At 52.5% G+C, this 15,485-nt stretch carries 15 protein-coding genes; 6 read left to right on the forward strand and 9 right to left on the reverse strand.

Annotated features, from left to right (window positions below; genetic code table 11):
• Positions 1-43 precede the first annotated feature (43 nt).
• From minE to minC, 3 genes are read right to left on the reverse strand one after another with little or no spacing between them, the layout of a single operon-like run.
• Positions 44-313, reverse strand: a complete 270-nt coding sequence (gene minE / locus WFO64_RS14220) for a cell division topological specificity factor MinE (protein WP_008925314.1) — start codon at positions 311-313, stop codon at positions 44-46.
• A 3-nt stretch (positions 314-316) separates the two neighbouring features.
• Positions 317-1,129, reverse strand: a complete 813-nt coding sequence (minD, locus tag WFO64_RS14225) for a septum site-determining protein MinD (protein ID WP_003852716.1) — start codon at positions 1,127-1,129, stop codon at positions 317-319.
• Positions 1,130-1,162: 33 nt separating this feature from the next.
• Positions 1,163-1,876 (reverse strand): septum site-determining protein MinC, encoded by a 714-nt coding sequence (gene minC, locus WFO64_RS14230; RefSeq protein WP_337012707.1) that lies wholly within the window; start codon positions 1,874-1,876, stop codon positions 1,163-1,165.
• A gap of 155 nt (positions 1,877-2,031) precedes the next feature.
• On the opposite strand from minC, the gene WFO64_RS14235 reads away from it, so the two are divergent.
• The 3 genes from WFO64_RS14235 to WFO64_RS14245 all read left to right on the forward strand — a co-directional run bounded on the left by WFO64_RS14235 (position 2,032) and on the right by WFO64_RS14245 (position 3,794).
• Entirely contained in the window at positions 2,032-2,307 is a 276-nt protein-coding gene (locus WFO64_RS14235) for a YcgL domain-containing protein (protein ID WP_337012710.1), read from the forward strand.
• Between the two features lie 316 nt (positions 2,308-2,623).
• The gene (locus WFO64_RS14240) at positions 2,624-3,283 is read left to right on the forward strand and encodes a fumarylacetoacetate hydrolase family protein (RefSeq protein ID WP_337012713.1); all 660 of its coding nucleotides are present in this window, start codon (positions 2,624-2,626) and stop codon (positions 3,281-3,283) included.
• Positions 3,284-3,347: 64 nt separating this feature from the next.
• Positions 3,348-3,794 carry a YcgN family cysteine cluster protein gene (locus WFO64_RS14245; protein WP_337012715.1) on the forward strand — a complete coding sequence of 149 codons (447 nt, stop codon included), beginning with the start codon at positions 3,348-3,350 and terminating at the stop codon, positions 3,792-3,794.
• A 57-nt stretch (positions 3,795-3,851) separates the two neighbouring features.
• Here the strand turns inward: WFO64_RS14245 and dsbB are convergent, their stop codons facing one another.
• A complete protein-coding gene (gene dsbB, locus WFO64_RS14250; protein ID WP_337012717.1) occupies positions 3,852-4,382 on the reverse strand; it encodes a disulfide bond formation protein DsbB in 531 nt (176 codons plus the stop codon).
• Positions 4,383-4,863: 481 nt separating this feature from the next.
• Here dsbB and fadR point away from each other — a divergent pair, with 481 nt between their 5' ends.
• Positions 4,864-5,583, forward strand: coding sequence for a fatty acid metabolism transcriptional regulator FadR (fadR, locus tag WFO64_RS14255; RefSeq protein ID WP_337012719.1), 720 nt, complete (start codon positions 4,864-4,866; stop codon positions 5,581-5,583).
• A gap of 40 nt (positions 5,584-5,623) precedes the next feature.
• Here the strand turns inward: fadR and WFO64_RS14260 are convergent, their stop codons facing one another.
• On the reverse strand, positions 5,624-7,159 hold the full coding sequence (locus tag WFO64_RS14260) for a SpoVR family protein (protein WP_337012721.1): 1,536 nt from the start codon (positions 7,157-7,159) through the stop codon (positions 5,624-5,626).
• 504 nt (positions 7,160-7,663) lie between these two features.
• Between WFO64_RS14260 and WFO64_RS14265 the strand changes: the two genes are divergently transcribed.
• Positions 7,664-8,965, forward strand: coding sequence for a D-amino acid dehydrogenase (locus WFO64_RS14265; RefSeq protein WP_337012724.1), 1,302 nt, complete (start codon positions 7,664-7,666; stop codon positions 8,963-8,965).
• A gap of 19 nt (positions 8,966-8,984) precedes the next feature.
• The gene (dadX, locus tag WFO64_RS14270; RefSeq protein WP_337012726.1) at positions 8,985-10,055 is read left to right on the forward strand and encodes a catabolic alanine racemase DadX; all 1,071 of its coding nucleotides are present in this window, start codon (positions 8,985-8,987) and stop codon (positions 10,053-10,055) included.
• Here the strand turns inward: dadX and WFO64_RS14275 are convergent.
• From WFO64_RS14275 to WFO64_RS14290, 4 genes are all read right to left on the reverse strand, one after another.
• The gene (locus WFO64_RS14275) at positions 10,048-11,241 is read right to left on the reverse strand and encodes a multidrug effflux MFS transporter (protein WP_337012728.1); all 1,194 of its coding nucleotides are present in this window, start codon (positions 11,239-11,241) and stop codon (positions 10,048-10,050) included. The genes dadX and WFO64_RS14275 overlap by 8 nt on opposite strands.
• A gap of 128 nt (positions 11,242-11,369) precedes the next feature.
• Positions 11,370-12,836, reverse strand: coding sequence for an undecaprenyl-phosphate galactose phosphotransferase WbaP (wbaP, locus tag WFO64_RS14280; RefSeq protein WP_337012730.1), 1,467 nt, complete (start codon positions 12,834-12,836; stop codon positions 11,370-11,372).
• Positions 12,837-13,212: 376 nt separating this feature from the next.
• Positions 13,213-13,446 (reverse strand): DUF1480 family protein, encoded by a 234-nt coding sequence (locus WFO64_RS14285; protein ID WP_337012732.1) that lies wholly within the window; start codon positions 13,444-13,446, stop codon positions 13,213-13,215.
• A gap of 78 nt (positions 13,447-13,524) precedes the next feature.
• Complete coding sequence (locus tag WFO64_RS14290; protein ID WP_337012734.1) at positions 13,525-15,252, reverse strand: potassium/proton antiporter; 1,728 nt, start codon at positions 15,250-15,252, stop codon at positions 13,525-13,527.
• Positions 15,253-15,485 lie beyond the last annotated feature (233 nt).

Here is a 15,485-nt window from a genome sequence, read left to right on the forward strand (position 1 = left end):
TTCCCCTGCCAGAGCGCAGGGGAAATTCAGCAAACGGTCAGCGTCATTTAGTCACTTCATCCGTTTCCGGCAGCGTCACGTTCAGCTCCAGAATCGAGATATCATCACCTTTCTGATCGAGCTGCACTGTCACCATTTCTGGATCGATCTTCACATATCTGCAAATCACTTCCAGAATGTCGCGCTTAAGTTGCGGAAGATAGTGGGGCTCACTGTCGCCCCTTCTCCGTTCTGCCACGATAATCTGCAGCCTTTCCTTGGCTATGTTGGCAGTGTTCTTCTTCCGGGATAAAAAGAAATCAAGTAATGCCATGGTTTATCCCCCGAACAGGCGTTTCAGGAAACCCTTCTTCTCTTCTTCGATAAAGCGGAAGGGGCGTACTTCACCGAGCAACCGTTCAACGGTATCGGCATAGGCTTTGCCAGCATCAGATTCGCCGTCAAGAATCACCGGTTCGCCCTGGTTAGAGGCACGCAACACCGATTGATCTTCCGGGATCACGCCGACCAGAGGAATGCGCAGGATTTCAAGCACATCTTCCATGCTCAGCATATCACCACGGTTCACCCGGCCAGGGTTATAACGTGTCAGCAGCAGATGCTCTTTCACCGGGTCCTGACTGTTTTCAGCGCGGCGGGATTTAGACGAGATGATGCCGAGGATGCGATCGGAGTCGCGTACAGAAGAGACTTCCGGGTTGGTGGTGATAATCGCTTCATCGGCAAAGTAGAGCGCCATCAATGCACCGGTTTCGATCCCTGCCGGTGAGTCGCAGACAATGAAATCAAACTCCATTGCCGCTAAATCGTTCAGGACTTTTTCAACACCTTCACGGGTCAGCGCATCTTTATCACGGGTTTGCGAGGCAGGCAGAATGTAGAGCTGCTCAGTGCGTTTGTCGCGAATCAGCGCCTGGTTCAGCGTGGCATCGCCCTGGATTACATTGACGAAGTCGTAAACCACACGGCGCTCACAGCCCATGATCAAATCCAGGTTACGCAGACCGATATCAAAGTCTATCACAACCGTTTTTTTGCCTTTCTGCGCTAAACCGGTGGCGATGGCCGCGCTTGACGTGGTCTTACCAACGCCCCCTTTACCGGATGTAACTACAATAATGCGTGCCATAAATGTTGATTTCCTTAACAAAAGAAAAGGGGCCTAATTAAGTGTCTGGATAGTCAGCGCGCCATCCTGCAGGCACAGGCGCGCGGCTTTACCAAAGAATTCTTGCGGGATCTGATCCATGATCCAGTACTCTCCGGCAATCGAGACCAGCTCGGCAGCCAGGCTGGTACAAAAAATCTGGCAGTTGCGGTCACCGCTGGCACCCGCCAGGGCGCGACCCCGCATCATGCCGTAAATATGAATGTTGCCATCGGCGACCAGTTCGGCACCGGCACTGACGCTGCTGGTGATAATCAAATCAGCGTCACGCGCATAAATCTGCTGGCCTGAGCGCACCGGGGTGTTCACGATGCGGGTTTTCGTTGTCACCGTTTCGGCAGCAACCGGCAGAGGTTCAGGTATTGGCACCGGCTGCGGCGGTTCGGCACGCGATCTGGCCTCTTTACCTTCTGCCAGCACCGGCAGGCCAGCCCGGGTGATCATGCGTTTCAGTGCTTCATCCTTGCAGCCGCTTACGCCAACGATGCGTAAACCGGTGGCAAGAATCGCCTGCTGTAGCTGTTTCCAATTAACATTGGCACTCAGCGTGGCGACGTTAAGAACCACTGGGGCGTTTTTCAGGAAATCTGGAGCCTGGTCAATCTTGTCCTGGAGTGCCTTGCGAATCACCGCAGGGTCAGGGTGATGCAAATGGACGACAGACAGGGTGAAACTGCTACCTTTGAATTCGATTGGCGTTTGCGACATCTGTCCCGACTCAGTCCTGTTTTCACTACCGTCAGCCTGGCGATGATAAAATCATCATTGAAGCGCTAACGGTGAATATTCGAAGTTCTGCAAGCATGTTATAGTTACAGCTATATTCAGACAAGCCTCAACGCCGGTTAATTCGAGTAAAAAATATGTTTTGTGTGATCTACAGAAGCCCGTTACGTGACCAGACTTATCTCTACGTTGAAAAAAAGGACGATTTTTCGCGCGTTCCGGAAGAATTGCTGAAAGGATTTGGCCAACCGCAGCTGGCGATGGTGCTAAAGCTCACGGGCCGTGACAGGCTGGCAAATGCAGATATCAATAAAGTTAAGCAGGGATTGTGTGAGCAGGGCTATTATTTACAGCTTCCTCCGCCGATAGAAAGTCTGCTAAAAATTCATTTAGAGGCCGATAAAAAAGTTTAACTCGGATTCTTCTGTAAATATAAATCCTGTCGGTGCGATTCTGTCAGGATAATATTGCTCTGACGCTGCGCAAAATTAACGGCGCGGCTTATCTGTTTGACCCCTTTTTAAATTCACTGCGCATTTTTTTCTCCTGATTTGTACGATTATTCAGCACTTCAATGCATCCATTTACGCTTTTTGACAAATTCCGCCCCCCGGATCGTTAAAAGGATCTTATTATCACGCCATGAGGTTGGCATTTCGACCAACGCATCAGCAAACATCAATCCGCCAGCAGCGCTGGCATCACACCTAACCTGAACAGGGGAAGAGCATGTATCAGCATCGTAACTGGCAAGGCGCTCTGTTAGATTTTCCGGTCAGCAAAGTGGTTTGTGTCGGCAGTAATTATGCAAACCACATTAAAGAGATGGGCAGCGCAACTCCCACCGAACCCGTGATCTTTATCAAGCCGGAGACAGCGCTGTGTGATTTGCGTCAGCCGCTTTCTATTCCCGACGCTTTCGGGGAAGTCCATCATGAAGTTGAACTGGCGGTGCTGATTGGCGCAACCCTGAAGCAAGCCACCGATGCGCATGTGGCGAAGGCAATTGCAGGCTATGGTGTGGCGCTGGATCTGACGCTGCGTGACCTGCAGGCCGGACTAAAAAAAGCGGGCCAGCCTTGGGAAAAATCTAAAGGCTTTGACAACGCCTGTCCCGTCTCCGGTTTTATCCCGGCGACGGAATTCAGTAGCGACCCGCAGAATGTCGAGCTTAAATTGCTGGTGAATGGTGAAGTTCGTCAGCAGGGCAACACCGCTGATATGATTCATAAAATTCTGCCTTTGATCGCACATATGAGCCATTACTTTACCCTGCGTGCAGGGGATGTGATTCTGACCGGTACGCCTGAAGGGGTTGGCCCGATGCGCTCGGGTGATCAGCTGGAAGTCTCTCTGGCGGGTCACGGCATCAGCACGCGCGTCCTCTAAAAACTTGCATCACCGCACGATAGGCTTTATAAGGTGCGGTTTAGGCATAATCCGGACAATCATCATGACTGACACCCCTTTCTGGCAACATAAACGCCTGGCACAAATGAGCGATGAGGAATGGGAATCATTGTGTGATGGTTGTGGGCAATGTTGCCTGAACAAGTTGCAGGACGCCGACACCGATGAGATTTACTTTACTAATGTCGCCTGTAATCAGCTCAATATTAAAACCTGCCAGTGCCGTAACTATGAGCGCCGCTTCGAGTATGAAGAGGATTGCATCAAGCTAACGCGCGAAAATCTGACCACCTTTAACTGGCTGCCGCGTACCTGTGCATATCGACTACTGGGTGAGGGCAAAGCGCTACCTGCCTGGCATCCGCTGCGGGCTGGTTCGAAAATAGCGATGCATGCTCAGCGTATTTCGGTGCGTTATATCGCGGTACGAGAGAGTGAAGTGCGGGACTGGGAAGAACACATCATTGATCGACCCGATCGCAACGGCTAAGTGTCTCGGTATCAACCCTGATGCATAAAAGGCTGCCAGTGGCAGCCTTTTATGATCTCAGCGACCAAACAGATCGCGGCGTTTAGGTTTCAGTGGCTGCGCAATCAGCACCAGCGCCGCGACCAGCAGATAACCGGCAAACACCACAATCATCCACTGCGGCATGCTGAGCGTCAGGAAAGTCCAGCTGCGTTCTGCGCAGTCACCGCTGGCAAGAAACACCGATGGCAGCCACTTATCCAGCGGTAATCCACTGGGAAAGCGCGCAGCAAAATCACAGGTAGTGAATGGGTTAGGATGCAACTGAATCATTGTATGTTCATAAGAGAGACGCAGGCCTTCCCAGGCACTGTAGATCCACAACGCCAGCGCCGCCAGACGTAAAGGCGATTTCGGCGCAATGGCACCCACCAGCCCCGCGCCCAGTACACCAAATAACGCATTGCGCTCATAGATACACATCACGCAGGGGTTCAGGCCCATAACGTGCTGAAAAAAGAGTGCGGTCAATTCCAGTGCCAGAGCAGTCAGTGCCAGTAATAACCAGGCTCCGCGACCCCGTGAACATTGATTCAGATATCGCAACATATTGCATTCCCTGTAAACGTTAATGCCACGCAGTGTAAACCAAAAGCGCGGGCAAACCAGCCAGGTTCAGGGAAAAATCGTGTGTAAACATGACCTGATTCTGATCCAGAGCAGGTTAAATGAGGATAAGCGGAGGTCATACCTGTCGATGTCCGGTTAGCGAAAAATGGGGATCGGCAGCGACGAGAGAACCGGATGCGATTTGGAGAGGCGAAACGGTTTGCGTAGATTATCCGGTACGAGCGTCCTGCGCTTTCAGGCTTACTGAACGCCGACATTTTGCTGTTCTGTAGTACGAGCAATTTCAACACAAAAAATTGTTCATCCCGCCAGCAATCTCATTGCAGCGGATATCTCTGTCAGCCATATTGAAATATGCGCCTGCACCCGGTTTTAATGGTTACACAGGCTATATCCGCTATAGGGCGTCTGGTATGATGAGTGCCCATCATGATTAGAAAAGCAACGAGAACACATTGCTATGGTTATAAAGGCTCAGAGTCCAGCGGGATTTGCTGAAGAGTATATTATTGAAAGCATCTGGAACAGCCGCTTTCCGCCAGGGTCGATTCTTCCTGCTGAGCGTGAGCTTTCTGAATTGATTGGGGTGACGCGCACCACCTTGCGTGAAGTGCTGCAGCGCCTGGCGCGCGATGGCTGGCTCACTATTCAGCACGGCAAACCGACGCGGGTGAACGATTTCTGGGAAACATCCGGCCTGAATATTCTGGAAACGCTGGCCCGTCTCGATCACGATAGCGTTCCGGTGCTGATTGACAACTTGCTGTCAGTACGCAGCAACATTTCATCGATTTTTATCAGCCGTGCGCTGCGCCATCACCCAGAAAAAGCGCGGGAAGTGCTGATGACGGTGAGTGCCGCCGCCGATCAGGCTGATGCCTATACTGAACTCGACTATCGCGTATTCCGCGGTCTGGCCTTTGCGTCAGGTAACCCGATTTACGGGCTGATCCTGAATGGCCTCAAAGGTCTCTATACCCGCGTTGGCCGCCATTACTTCTCTAATCCGGAAGCCCGTCAGGTAGCGCGTGACTTCTATCTCAAACTTCTGGCGCTATGCGACAAAGAACCCGGACAGGATGAGATAGTCGAGGTGGTGCGCAACTATGGCCGCCGCAGCGGTGAAATCTGGCACAGTATGCAGAAGAATCTACCGGACGATCTCGGCAGTAAACGTTAAAAAAACCGGACATCGCGTCCGGTTTTTTGTTTTTATTCAGTCAGAGTGATGAACCGCGTGGTGGATTACGATCCAGCAGTTCTACACTGCCATCCTCATTCTGCTGTTCCAGAATGACATCAAATCCCCACAGACGATGCACATGCTTCAGTACCTCGCGACGGCTCTTATCCAGCGGCGTGCGGCTCTGCGGGACATAGCGCAGGGTCAGCGAACGGTCGCCACGCAGATCCACGTTATAGACCTGAATGTTGGGTTCGAGGTTGCTCAGATTGTATTGCGCAGAGAGCTGCTGGCGAATCGCCCGGTAGCCCGCCTCATCGTGAATCGCGGCGATTTCGAGATAGTTGTTGCGGTCATCATCCAGCACGGTAAACAGACGGAAATCACGCATGACTTTTGGCGACAGGAATTGGCTGATAAAACTCTCATCCTTGAACTCACGCATCGCGAAATGCAGCGTTTCCAGCCAGTCCGAGCCAGCGATATCCGGGAACCAGTAGCGATCCTCTTCGGTCGGTGACTGACAGATACGCTTGATATCCTGCATCATCGCGAACCCTAAGGCGTAGGGATTGATGCCGTTGTACCACTGGCTGTTATAGGGCGGCTGAAACACTACGTTAGTGTGACTGTGCAGGAACTCCATCATAAAGCGTTCGGACACTTTGCCTTCGTCATACAGATGATTAAGGATGGTGTAGTGCCAGAAGGTCGCCCACCCTTCATTCATCACCTGCGTCTGTTTTTGCGGATAAAAATACTGACTCACCTTGCGCACGATGCGCAGGATCTCACGCTGCCATGACTCCAGCAGCGGGGCGTTTTTTTCCATAAAATAGAGCAGATTTTCCTGCGGCTCAGAAGGGTAGCGCGCTGCTTCAAACGGCACCGCCTCCTTCTCACGCCGGGGCAGCGTCCGCCACAGTGTGTTCACCTGACTTTGCAGATACTCTTCACGGCTTTTCTGCCTTGCCTTCTCTTCCTGCAGGGAGATCTTCTGCGGACGTTTATAGCGATCGACGCCATAATTCATTAAGGCATGGCAGGAGTCGAGCAGCCGCTCAACCTCTTCAACGCCATAGCGCTCTTCGCAGTCACTGATATAGTTTTTGGCAAACAGCAGGTAATCGACAATCGATCCGGCATCGGTCCAGCTGCGGAACAGATAGTTATTTTTGAAGAAAGAGTTATGTCCATAGCAGGCATGCGCCATCACCAGCGCCTGCATGGTCATGGTGTTCTCTTCCATCAGATAGGCGATGCAGGGATTAGAGTTAATGACAATTTCATAGGCCAGACCTTGATGGCCATGCTTATAGCGCTGCTCGGTCTCGATAAACTTTTTGCCGAATGACCAGTGAGAATAGTTGATGGGCATGCCGATGCTGGAATAAGCATCCATCATCTGTTCAGAGGTAATCACTTCAATTTGGTGCGGGTAGGTATCAAGCCGGTAGAGTTTTGCGACCCGGTCGATCTCAGCTAAATAGACATCAAGCAGTTCGAATGTCCAGTCTGGTCCGTCATTGAGTCGTTTGCTGTCTCTGATGGCTTCGTCAAAGATTGTCGTCATAGCGCACCTCTTTTTTGCAAACCGGCTGACCCGAAAGACAACCCGTTCTGGTTATTTAAGGCTTCGTCCTGAAAAAGGGAACCCGAAAAAAACTGAGCGAACACAACAATGATAGTCCACTGTCGCTTATCCGAAATGCGAACTCAAACGAATTCTTTGGCACAAAATCATTCAGAGCAGAGTAACAGGGAATTTAATAGCCTTTAATTCGAATGTTAACTTAAAACGCGGAAGATAATCCTGTTTATAAGTGGAATGTATGGGGTTGAAGGATTCTCCTGCAATGCGCAGATTTAACTGCCTCCATTATCATTTATTTCTGTGTTTAGGGATAAAGGCGCATAAAGCGCTAAAATTGGTCGCGCGGCAAGATTTTAGTTACCTGAAAAGTAAAAAAGATGTGAAATGAATGGTGAGATTCTGAGGTGGTGTCCGCTATGTAAATTCGCTGACTATCATCCGTTGAATAGTGAATTATGCTTTTATAAGTCGGGTGGGGGACCTATGCACGTTGTCATTCTGGGAAGTGGGGTGGTTGGGGTGGCAAGCGCCTGGTATCTTGCGCGTGCCGGACATCAGGTGACCGTTATTGATCGTCAGCCCGCCGCAGCGATGGAGACCAGCGCAGGTAATGCCGGTCAGATCTCACCGGGCTATGCCGCACCCTGGGCGGCACCCGGCGTGCCATTAAAAGCGGTGAAGTGGATGTTCCAGCGCCACGCACCGCTGGCTATCCGGCTGGATGGCAGCGGTTTTCAGCTGGAATGGATGTGGCACATGCTGCGCAACTGCGACATCAACCACTATCAGCAGAACAAAAGCCGCATGGTGCGAATTGCCGAATACAGCCGTGACTGCCTGAAAGCGTTGCGCAGTGAAACCGGCATCGCCTATGAAGGACGTCAGGGCGGGACATTGCAGCTGTTCCGCACTCAGCAGCAGTTTGACAGCGCCAGCAAAGATATTGCGGTGCTGCGCGACGCGGGCGTGCCCTATGAGCTGTTGCAGGCGCATGAGCTGTCACGCGTTGAACCAGCGCTTGAGGCAACCCAGCATAAGCTCACCGGCGGACTACGACTGCCCAACGATGAAACCGGCGACTGTCAACTCTTTACTCAGCGGCTGGCAAAAATGGCCGAAGAGGCGGGCGTGGTATTCCGCTTTAACACCCCGGTGGATCACCTGTTGCGCGATGGAAATCGCATTTATGGCGTAAAGTGCGGCGAGGAGATTATTAAGGCGGACAGCTACGTGGTGGCATTTGGTTCCTACTCCACCGCGTTATTAAAAAACGTGATTGATATTCCGGTCTATCCACTGAAAGGCTACTCACTCACCATTCCGATTAAAAATCCTGACGCCGCACCGGTATCGACTATTCTGGACGAGACTTACAAAGTGGCAGTGACCCGGTTTGACGATCGTATTCGCGTTGGCGGGATGGCGGAGATTGTTGGTTTTAACACCAAACTCACCGAAGCCCGGCGGGAAACGCTGGAGATGGTGGTCAGTGATCTCTATCCTGAAGGCGGTCATCTCGCGCAGGCGAGTTTCTGGACCGGTTTGCGTCCGATGACGCCAGACGGAACGCCGATTGTGGGTGCCACGCCCGTGTCTAATCTCTATCTCAATACCGGTCACGGTACGCTGGGCTGGACAATGGCGTGTGGTTCTGGTCAGTTGCTGGCCGATCTTATCTCCGGTAAAAAGCCAGCCATTGCGGCGGATGACTTAGCGGTGTTCCGCTACTTACCTGGTTTCGCGGCGATCTCATCGCCACTGCGTAACGCCAACGCAACTCGTTAAGTATTCAGGGAGAGAGAGGATGTCACGTCCCATTGTCGCTACCATCAACCATCAGGCGTTACGTCATAACCTGACTATCGTTCGCCAGGCGGCGCCCGCATCCCGCGTCTGGTCTGTGGTGAAAGCTAATGCTTACGGCCATGGCATTGATCGCGTGCGCGAGGCGTTATCGGCCACCGATGGCTTTGCGTTACTTAATATGGAAGAGGCGATCCTACTGCGCGAGCAGGGCTGGAAAAAACCGATTCTGCTGCTGGAGGGATTTTTCCAGCCAGAGGACCTGCAGCTGATCGACCGCTATCGCCTGACCACCAGCGTACACAGTAACTGGCAAATCAAAGCGCTTGCCAGTGCCAGGCTCTCTGCGCCAGTTGATATTTATCTCAAAATGAACAGCGGCATGAACCGTCTGGGATTTCGCCCGGAACAGGTTAATGGCGCGTGGCAAAAGCTGCAGGCGCTGGGCACCGTGGGTGAGATGACGCTGATGGCGCATTTTGCCGATGCGGAAAATCCGCAAGGGTTGGTTGCGCCGCTACAGCGCATTGAGCAGGCGGCAGAGGGGCTGAACTGTCCGCGATCATTCTCCAACTCCGCCTGTACGTTATGGCACCCTGAAGCGCATTTTGACTGGGTTCGTCCCGGTATCGTGCTGTATGGCGCGTCCCCCAGTGGTGACTGGCAGGACATTGCGGGCAGTGGCCTGAAACCGGTGATGACCTTAAGCAGTGAGATTATCGCTGTTCAGCAATTACAGACGGGGGAGGGTGTAGGGTACGGCTATCGCTATCACGCCAGCGCAGCGCAACGAATCGGCGTGGTGGCCTGTGGTTACGCCGATGGCTATCCACGTCATGCCCCGACCGGCACGCCGGTCTGTGTTGAGGGTGTGATGACGCAGGTGGTTGGCGCAGTTTCCATGGATATGATCACCGTGGATTTAACTCCCTGTCCCCAGGCCGGCATTGGCTCAGTCGTTGAACTGTGGGGTGAGCAGGTGAAAATCGATCAGGTGGCTAAAGCGGCCGGAACGGTAGGGTATGAGCTGATGTGTGCGCTGGCACCCCGCGTTCCGGTCACGGTTATTTAAGCGCGGTCAGGCTGCCGCGCATCCTTCTGCTGCAGCGCCAGGCGATAAATGCCAGCGCTGCGCCCAGCAGCATCATCAGACTCAAGGACAGCTTCTCCGCCACCGGCAGCGCCACGATCGCCAGGCTGCCTGCCGCACCACCGGCCATCTGAATGAATCCCTGTAAGGCTGAGGCCACGCCCGCCTGCTGCTGATAAGGCTCCAGCGCATAGCTGGTGGCCGGTCCCACCGTAAAGGCCAGACCGGCAACCGACACCGCCACCGGGAACATGTAGAGCGCCCAGTGCGTCTGCATCTCCGCTGGGAAGAGCTGCATCCCTGCAACCAGCAGCGCCGCGCCCAGCAGCATAGTGAAAAATCCCATCGCCAGGCAGAAAGGGCGACCCGCTTTGCGAATCGCTTTATTAACGAACATGCTGACAAACATGATCCAGAAACCGTTGGCCCCAAAAGCAAATGAGAACTGGATCGGCGTCAACCCGCCTTCGGTCATTAATACCTGCGGTGCCAGTGACACATAGGTCAGCACCATGCCCAGCGCACCGGCATTGGCAAATGCGAACGCCAGAAAGCGCGGCTGACGGAGGATCGCAACGTACTGCTTAATCGGTAATCCTTTCACCCGCAGGGTATCCGTCGGGCGTGTCTCCGGCAGCCAGATAATCACCAGTAACGTAATCAGCACGCCGTAGGCGCAGAGAAACCAGAAGGGCGCACGCCAGTCGAAGGCGCTGGCCAGTAAACCGCCTAGCAGCGGGGCCAGGGCCGGGACGATATTTAATGCGCCGTTCAGGAACCCATACGCGCGGGCGGCATCATCACCGCTCAGACGGTCGCGTACTCCGCTAAAAGCCACGACCGCGCTACAGCAGACACCACAGCCTTGTACCAGACGGGCAAGGACAAACAGTGGAAAGGAGGTGGCGGTGGCGGCGAGGGCACTGCCCGTGATGTAAAGCGCCAGGCCCAGCAGGGCAATCGGCTTACGGCCATAATTGTCCACCAGCGGACCGGTCACCAGTTGCCCCAGCCCCATGACCAGCAGAAACAGGGGAATCGTGGTTTGCACCAGATTGACCGGTGTATTCAGCCCTTCTGCGATTTGCGGCAGCGTGGGCAAATAGAGATCAATGCCTAGAGGTGCCAGCAGCACCAGGCTTAATAACAGCAGAGTAAATTTTTGCATAACAACCAGAGGGTAAACGTTCTGTTTAAAAACGATCGCAGAGGGTAATGATTCAGGGACAAAAAAGATAGAGTAAGCCGTGCGGAAAGTGCGATGCCTGTTGTAAACAGGCATCGCAAAAGTCTGAACTAGTAAGCGCCGTCGCGACGTAACACGACGCCTGCGGTTTTGAACAGGATCGCGATATCGGTCCAGAGCGCCCAGTTTTTGACATACCAGGAGTCAAAGTAGACGCGTGTGTCATAGTCAATATCGTTACGTCCGCTGACCTGCCACAGGCCGGTCATGCCAGGTTTGGCCATCAGATAGTAGTCGACATCACCGGCATAACGCTCCAGCTCCGCTTCGATGACCGGACGCGGGCCGACCAGACTCATCTCACCACGAATCACATTCCATAACTGCGGTAACTCGTCGAGGCTGGTTTTACGCAGGAAGCTGCCAATACGGGTCACGCGAGGGTCATTCTTCAGTTTAAAATCTTTGTCCCACTCATTCCGGGCTGCTTCGCTGGTTGCCAGTAACTTCTCCAGCACCTCTTTGGAATTGGTCACCATGGAACGGAATTTCAGACATTTGAATTTTTTGCCATTCTGGCCCACACGTTCATGACCATAAATCGCATTGCCGCCATCACGTTTCACCATGTAGCAGAGCAGGGCGAAGATCGGACCGAGGAACAGCAGCAGCATCGATGCCACCACGATATCAAAGGCACGCTTCATGAAACGGGAAGAGTGTTTCGCCAGGTTATTGCTGACGCGCAGAATCATCACTTCGTGACTGAAGATAAAAGACATGTCCGTGCCGTAAAGCGGCACCCCGCGCAGTGTCGGGATCACTGAGACGGAACGGCAGTTCATCTTCGACAGGAATTTCAGCCAGCGATCGCGCATCGGTTGCTGTTCATACTCCATGGCAACAATAAACTGCACATTGTCACGGTCAATGGTCTGCCAGTTAATATCTTTCCAGGTGATCACCGGCACACCATTCACGCTCTGCTGGGACGGAACATCATCGACCGAGATAAAGGCCTGCACGTTATAGCCCAGAATTTCTTCACTCTGCAGTGCAGCATAGGCTTCCGTGGCGTTTCTGCCAGAACCAATAATGATGGTCTCTTTCTGCCACTGACCCGCCTTATTAATGGCGCGTTTGACCAGAGCACGCATCAGCGGCAGCAGCAGCAGGGCATACGTCCAGCTGAAGACCCACACCATGCGGGAGAAATCCCATTTAGAAAAGGCGATCAGCGCGAGGTCGAGCAGCGAGAAAACAAATAATGTTTTAATGATCTCCTTCAGCTCAAACCAGAAAGGTTTGCGATAGGTGTAGTGACGCAGCCGTACCCAGAACCAGCCGGTACACATCACTGACATAATAAACTGTGCCACAAAACGATATTCAATTTGATGCGGTGGAATAAAGGTATCCAGTTCGCCCCAAATACCCTGTATCGTCGCGGCGGATAAAAATAATGCCAGGTTAAGTGCAATCAGATCGGAAAAGCTCAGGGCGAATTTCACGATGATATTTTTACGCGTGCCGCTCCACGAGCGGCTCGGGCTATTCATTATCAATGTACTTGCCATAAAACCTGCTCTCTTTCTTAAGTAAAAGATGGCCTGACCAGAATCAGGTACGCGCTCAGGAGTGGGCTTCTGAAAATTTAAAAATTAATTTTCAGTCTGTTGCAGTCAGTAAAGCCAGTGCAGCTGCAAAAAAGATAAAGATTAAAGCGTGATGGTACTCACGAAATGTTGCAGCATTGAGAATGAGTATGCAGGAGTTATTTGACAGAGTTAATACGGAAAAAATCTGAAAACATCAAAAGTGATTAACGTTTCAGATGTCTAACTTAATGATTTTTATGAATAAAATAAGGAGGGCGTTGGTTATAATCAAAATGTTTAAGACGCTTTTTAGGAATTACCGCCAAATCTTACGACTGGCGGCAGTGATAGAGGCTCAGGCCGGTTTTTTTAAAATCCAGCGGTCCTGCTGTTTATCGTAATGACCTATTTGCAGATCCACCGGTTCCCCGTCAATCCATGCAGGAACGCTGGTATCGCGATCCCAGCCATCAAGTTGAGTTATTAAGCCGGGATTGGTGTGACAGGGAATACTGACTGTGTCGGGGCTCTCACTGTCAAGATCGGCATCAACAATCTCATAACGACCAATTTTAACCACGTGTCCCATTCATTTCTCCCGTTTTTACTGACATAGACATTTAAGCTTAGTGTATCGACAGAAAATAACGTGGCTGAATGATTAGGATTATTCCTTCTCTTCAGCCGGGCGGACACCAATCTTCACGATACGATTGTCTTCTTTCTCTGCCACAGTCCAGGTCAGCTGATTCCACTCAACCTGATCGCCCACCACCGGCGCGCCGCCCAGCATACCCAGCACCAGCTGTCCCAGCGATTGCTGATCATTGGTGCTCTCGTCCAGTTCGAGTCCGTAAATCTGAGCAACGTCGCTCAGGCGAGCTTCTGCATCCAGAATAAAGTCACCGAAGAAGCGCTGGTCGAGCGACACCGGCGGCGACTGGCTGAACATTTTGCCGAGTGCCGGAAGATCGCGCTCACGGCCAATCACGCAGATTACGTCGTTCTCTTTAAGCCGCGTCCCGCCATTGGGGTGCATCAGGACATTGTCACGGAACAGGGCGGCGATACGCGTCTCGCGCGGCATTTGCAGATCACGCAGTGCAGCACCGACGCACCATTTGTCAGCGCTGAGCTGGTAAACAAAATGCTCCCACGGATTTTCCGGATGAATATCCAGACCGATACGGCTGATTGGCGAAGCGGTAGGTGGCACCACCACTTTGGCTTTTTTTGCGGCAAAGCCCAGCGAGGTGCCCTGCAACATGAGGGAGACCAGCACGACAAAGAAAGCGATATTAAAATAGAGCGAGGCGTTCTCCAGTCCGGCCATCATCGGGAAGACCGCAAGGATAATCGGAACCGCACCGCGCAAGCCGACCCAGCTGATAAAGACCCGTTCGCGGGTAGTGAAGCTGCGGAACGGCAGCAGGCCAATAAACACCGACAGCGGGCGCGCCACCAGAATCAGCCACAGCGAGAGGATCATCGCCGGAACCGCGATATGCCATAAATCGGAAGGTGTCACCAGTAGCCCAAGCACAATAAACATGCCAATCTGACTCAGCCACGCCATACCGTCAAAGGTCTGCAGAATGCCATGGCGGTTACGAATCGGGCGGTTACCCAGTAAAAACCCACACAGATAGACAGCCAGAATACCACTGCCTTCTAATACCGTGGTCAGGGCGAACACCAGAATGCCGCCACTTAACGCCAGCAGCGGATAAAGCCCTCCGGCCAGGCTGATGCGGTTAATCAGTTGCTGCAGCGCCCAACCGCCGCCCAGGCCTAACACAATACCCAGACCGAACTGCTGCACCAGATGCACCAGGAACATCCAGTCAAGACCGGTGCGGCCCTGTTCGATCATCTCAATCAGGGTAATGGTCAGAAACACCGCCATCGGGTCGTTGCTGCCCGACTCAATCTCGAGCGTAGAGCTGACGCGCTCATTCAGGCCTTTGTCACCCAGCAGTGAAAAGACCGCGGCGGCATCAGTGGAGCCGATAATCGCGCCAATCAGGAATCCCTGCATCATATCCAGATTAAATAACCATGCCGCCACGACACCGGTTAAACCTGCAGTGATCATCACCCCGACGGTAGCCAATGACAGCGCGGGCCCCAGCGCGACTTTAAACGAGCTGGCTTTGGTCCGCATGCCGCCATCCAGCAGGATAATCGCCAGCGCCAGGTTCGAGATCAGATACGCAGCCGGATAGTTATCGAAAGCGATGCCGCCGATACCATCAACACCGGCCAGCATGCCCAGTGCAAGGAAGATAACCAAAATAGGGATGCCCAGCCTGGATGAGAAAGAACTGAGCAGAATACTCGATGCTACCAGCACGGAACCGATGATAAACAGACTGTAGACGATAGTGTGGTTCAAACCCGGTCTCCTGAGATATGACAGTGCGATGCAGCAACTGGTGATAAATATCCATGCTATCTCTGAAAGATAATGTTTTATCAAGGAGTTGTCATTGTGAAAATAATCATTATACGAATTGCTTAACCGCATATGGTATCAGATTAATGTGAAGAATGAGGGTGTTGGCAGGCAAGCGGTAGAAAACAGACTGTTTTACGAGGTTATTCGGCAGATAAAAAAACGGTGATTAG

The sequence above is a fragment of the Pantoea sp. AS142 genome (genome assembly GCF_037152305.1).
Taxonomy (GTDB): domain Bacteria; phylum Pseudomonadota; class Gammaproteobacteria; order Enterobacterales; family Enterobacteriaceae; genus Pantoea.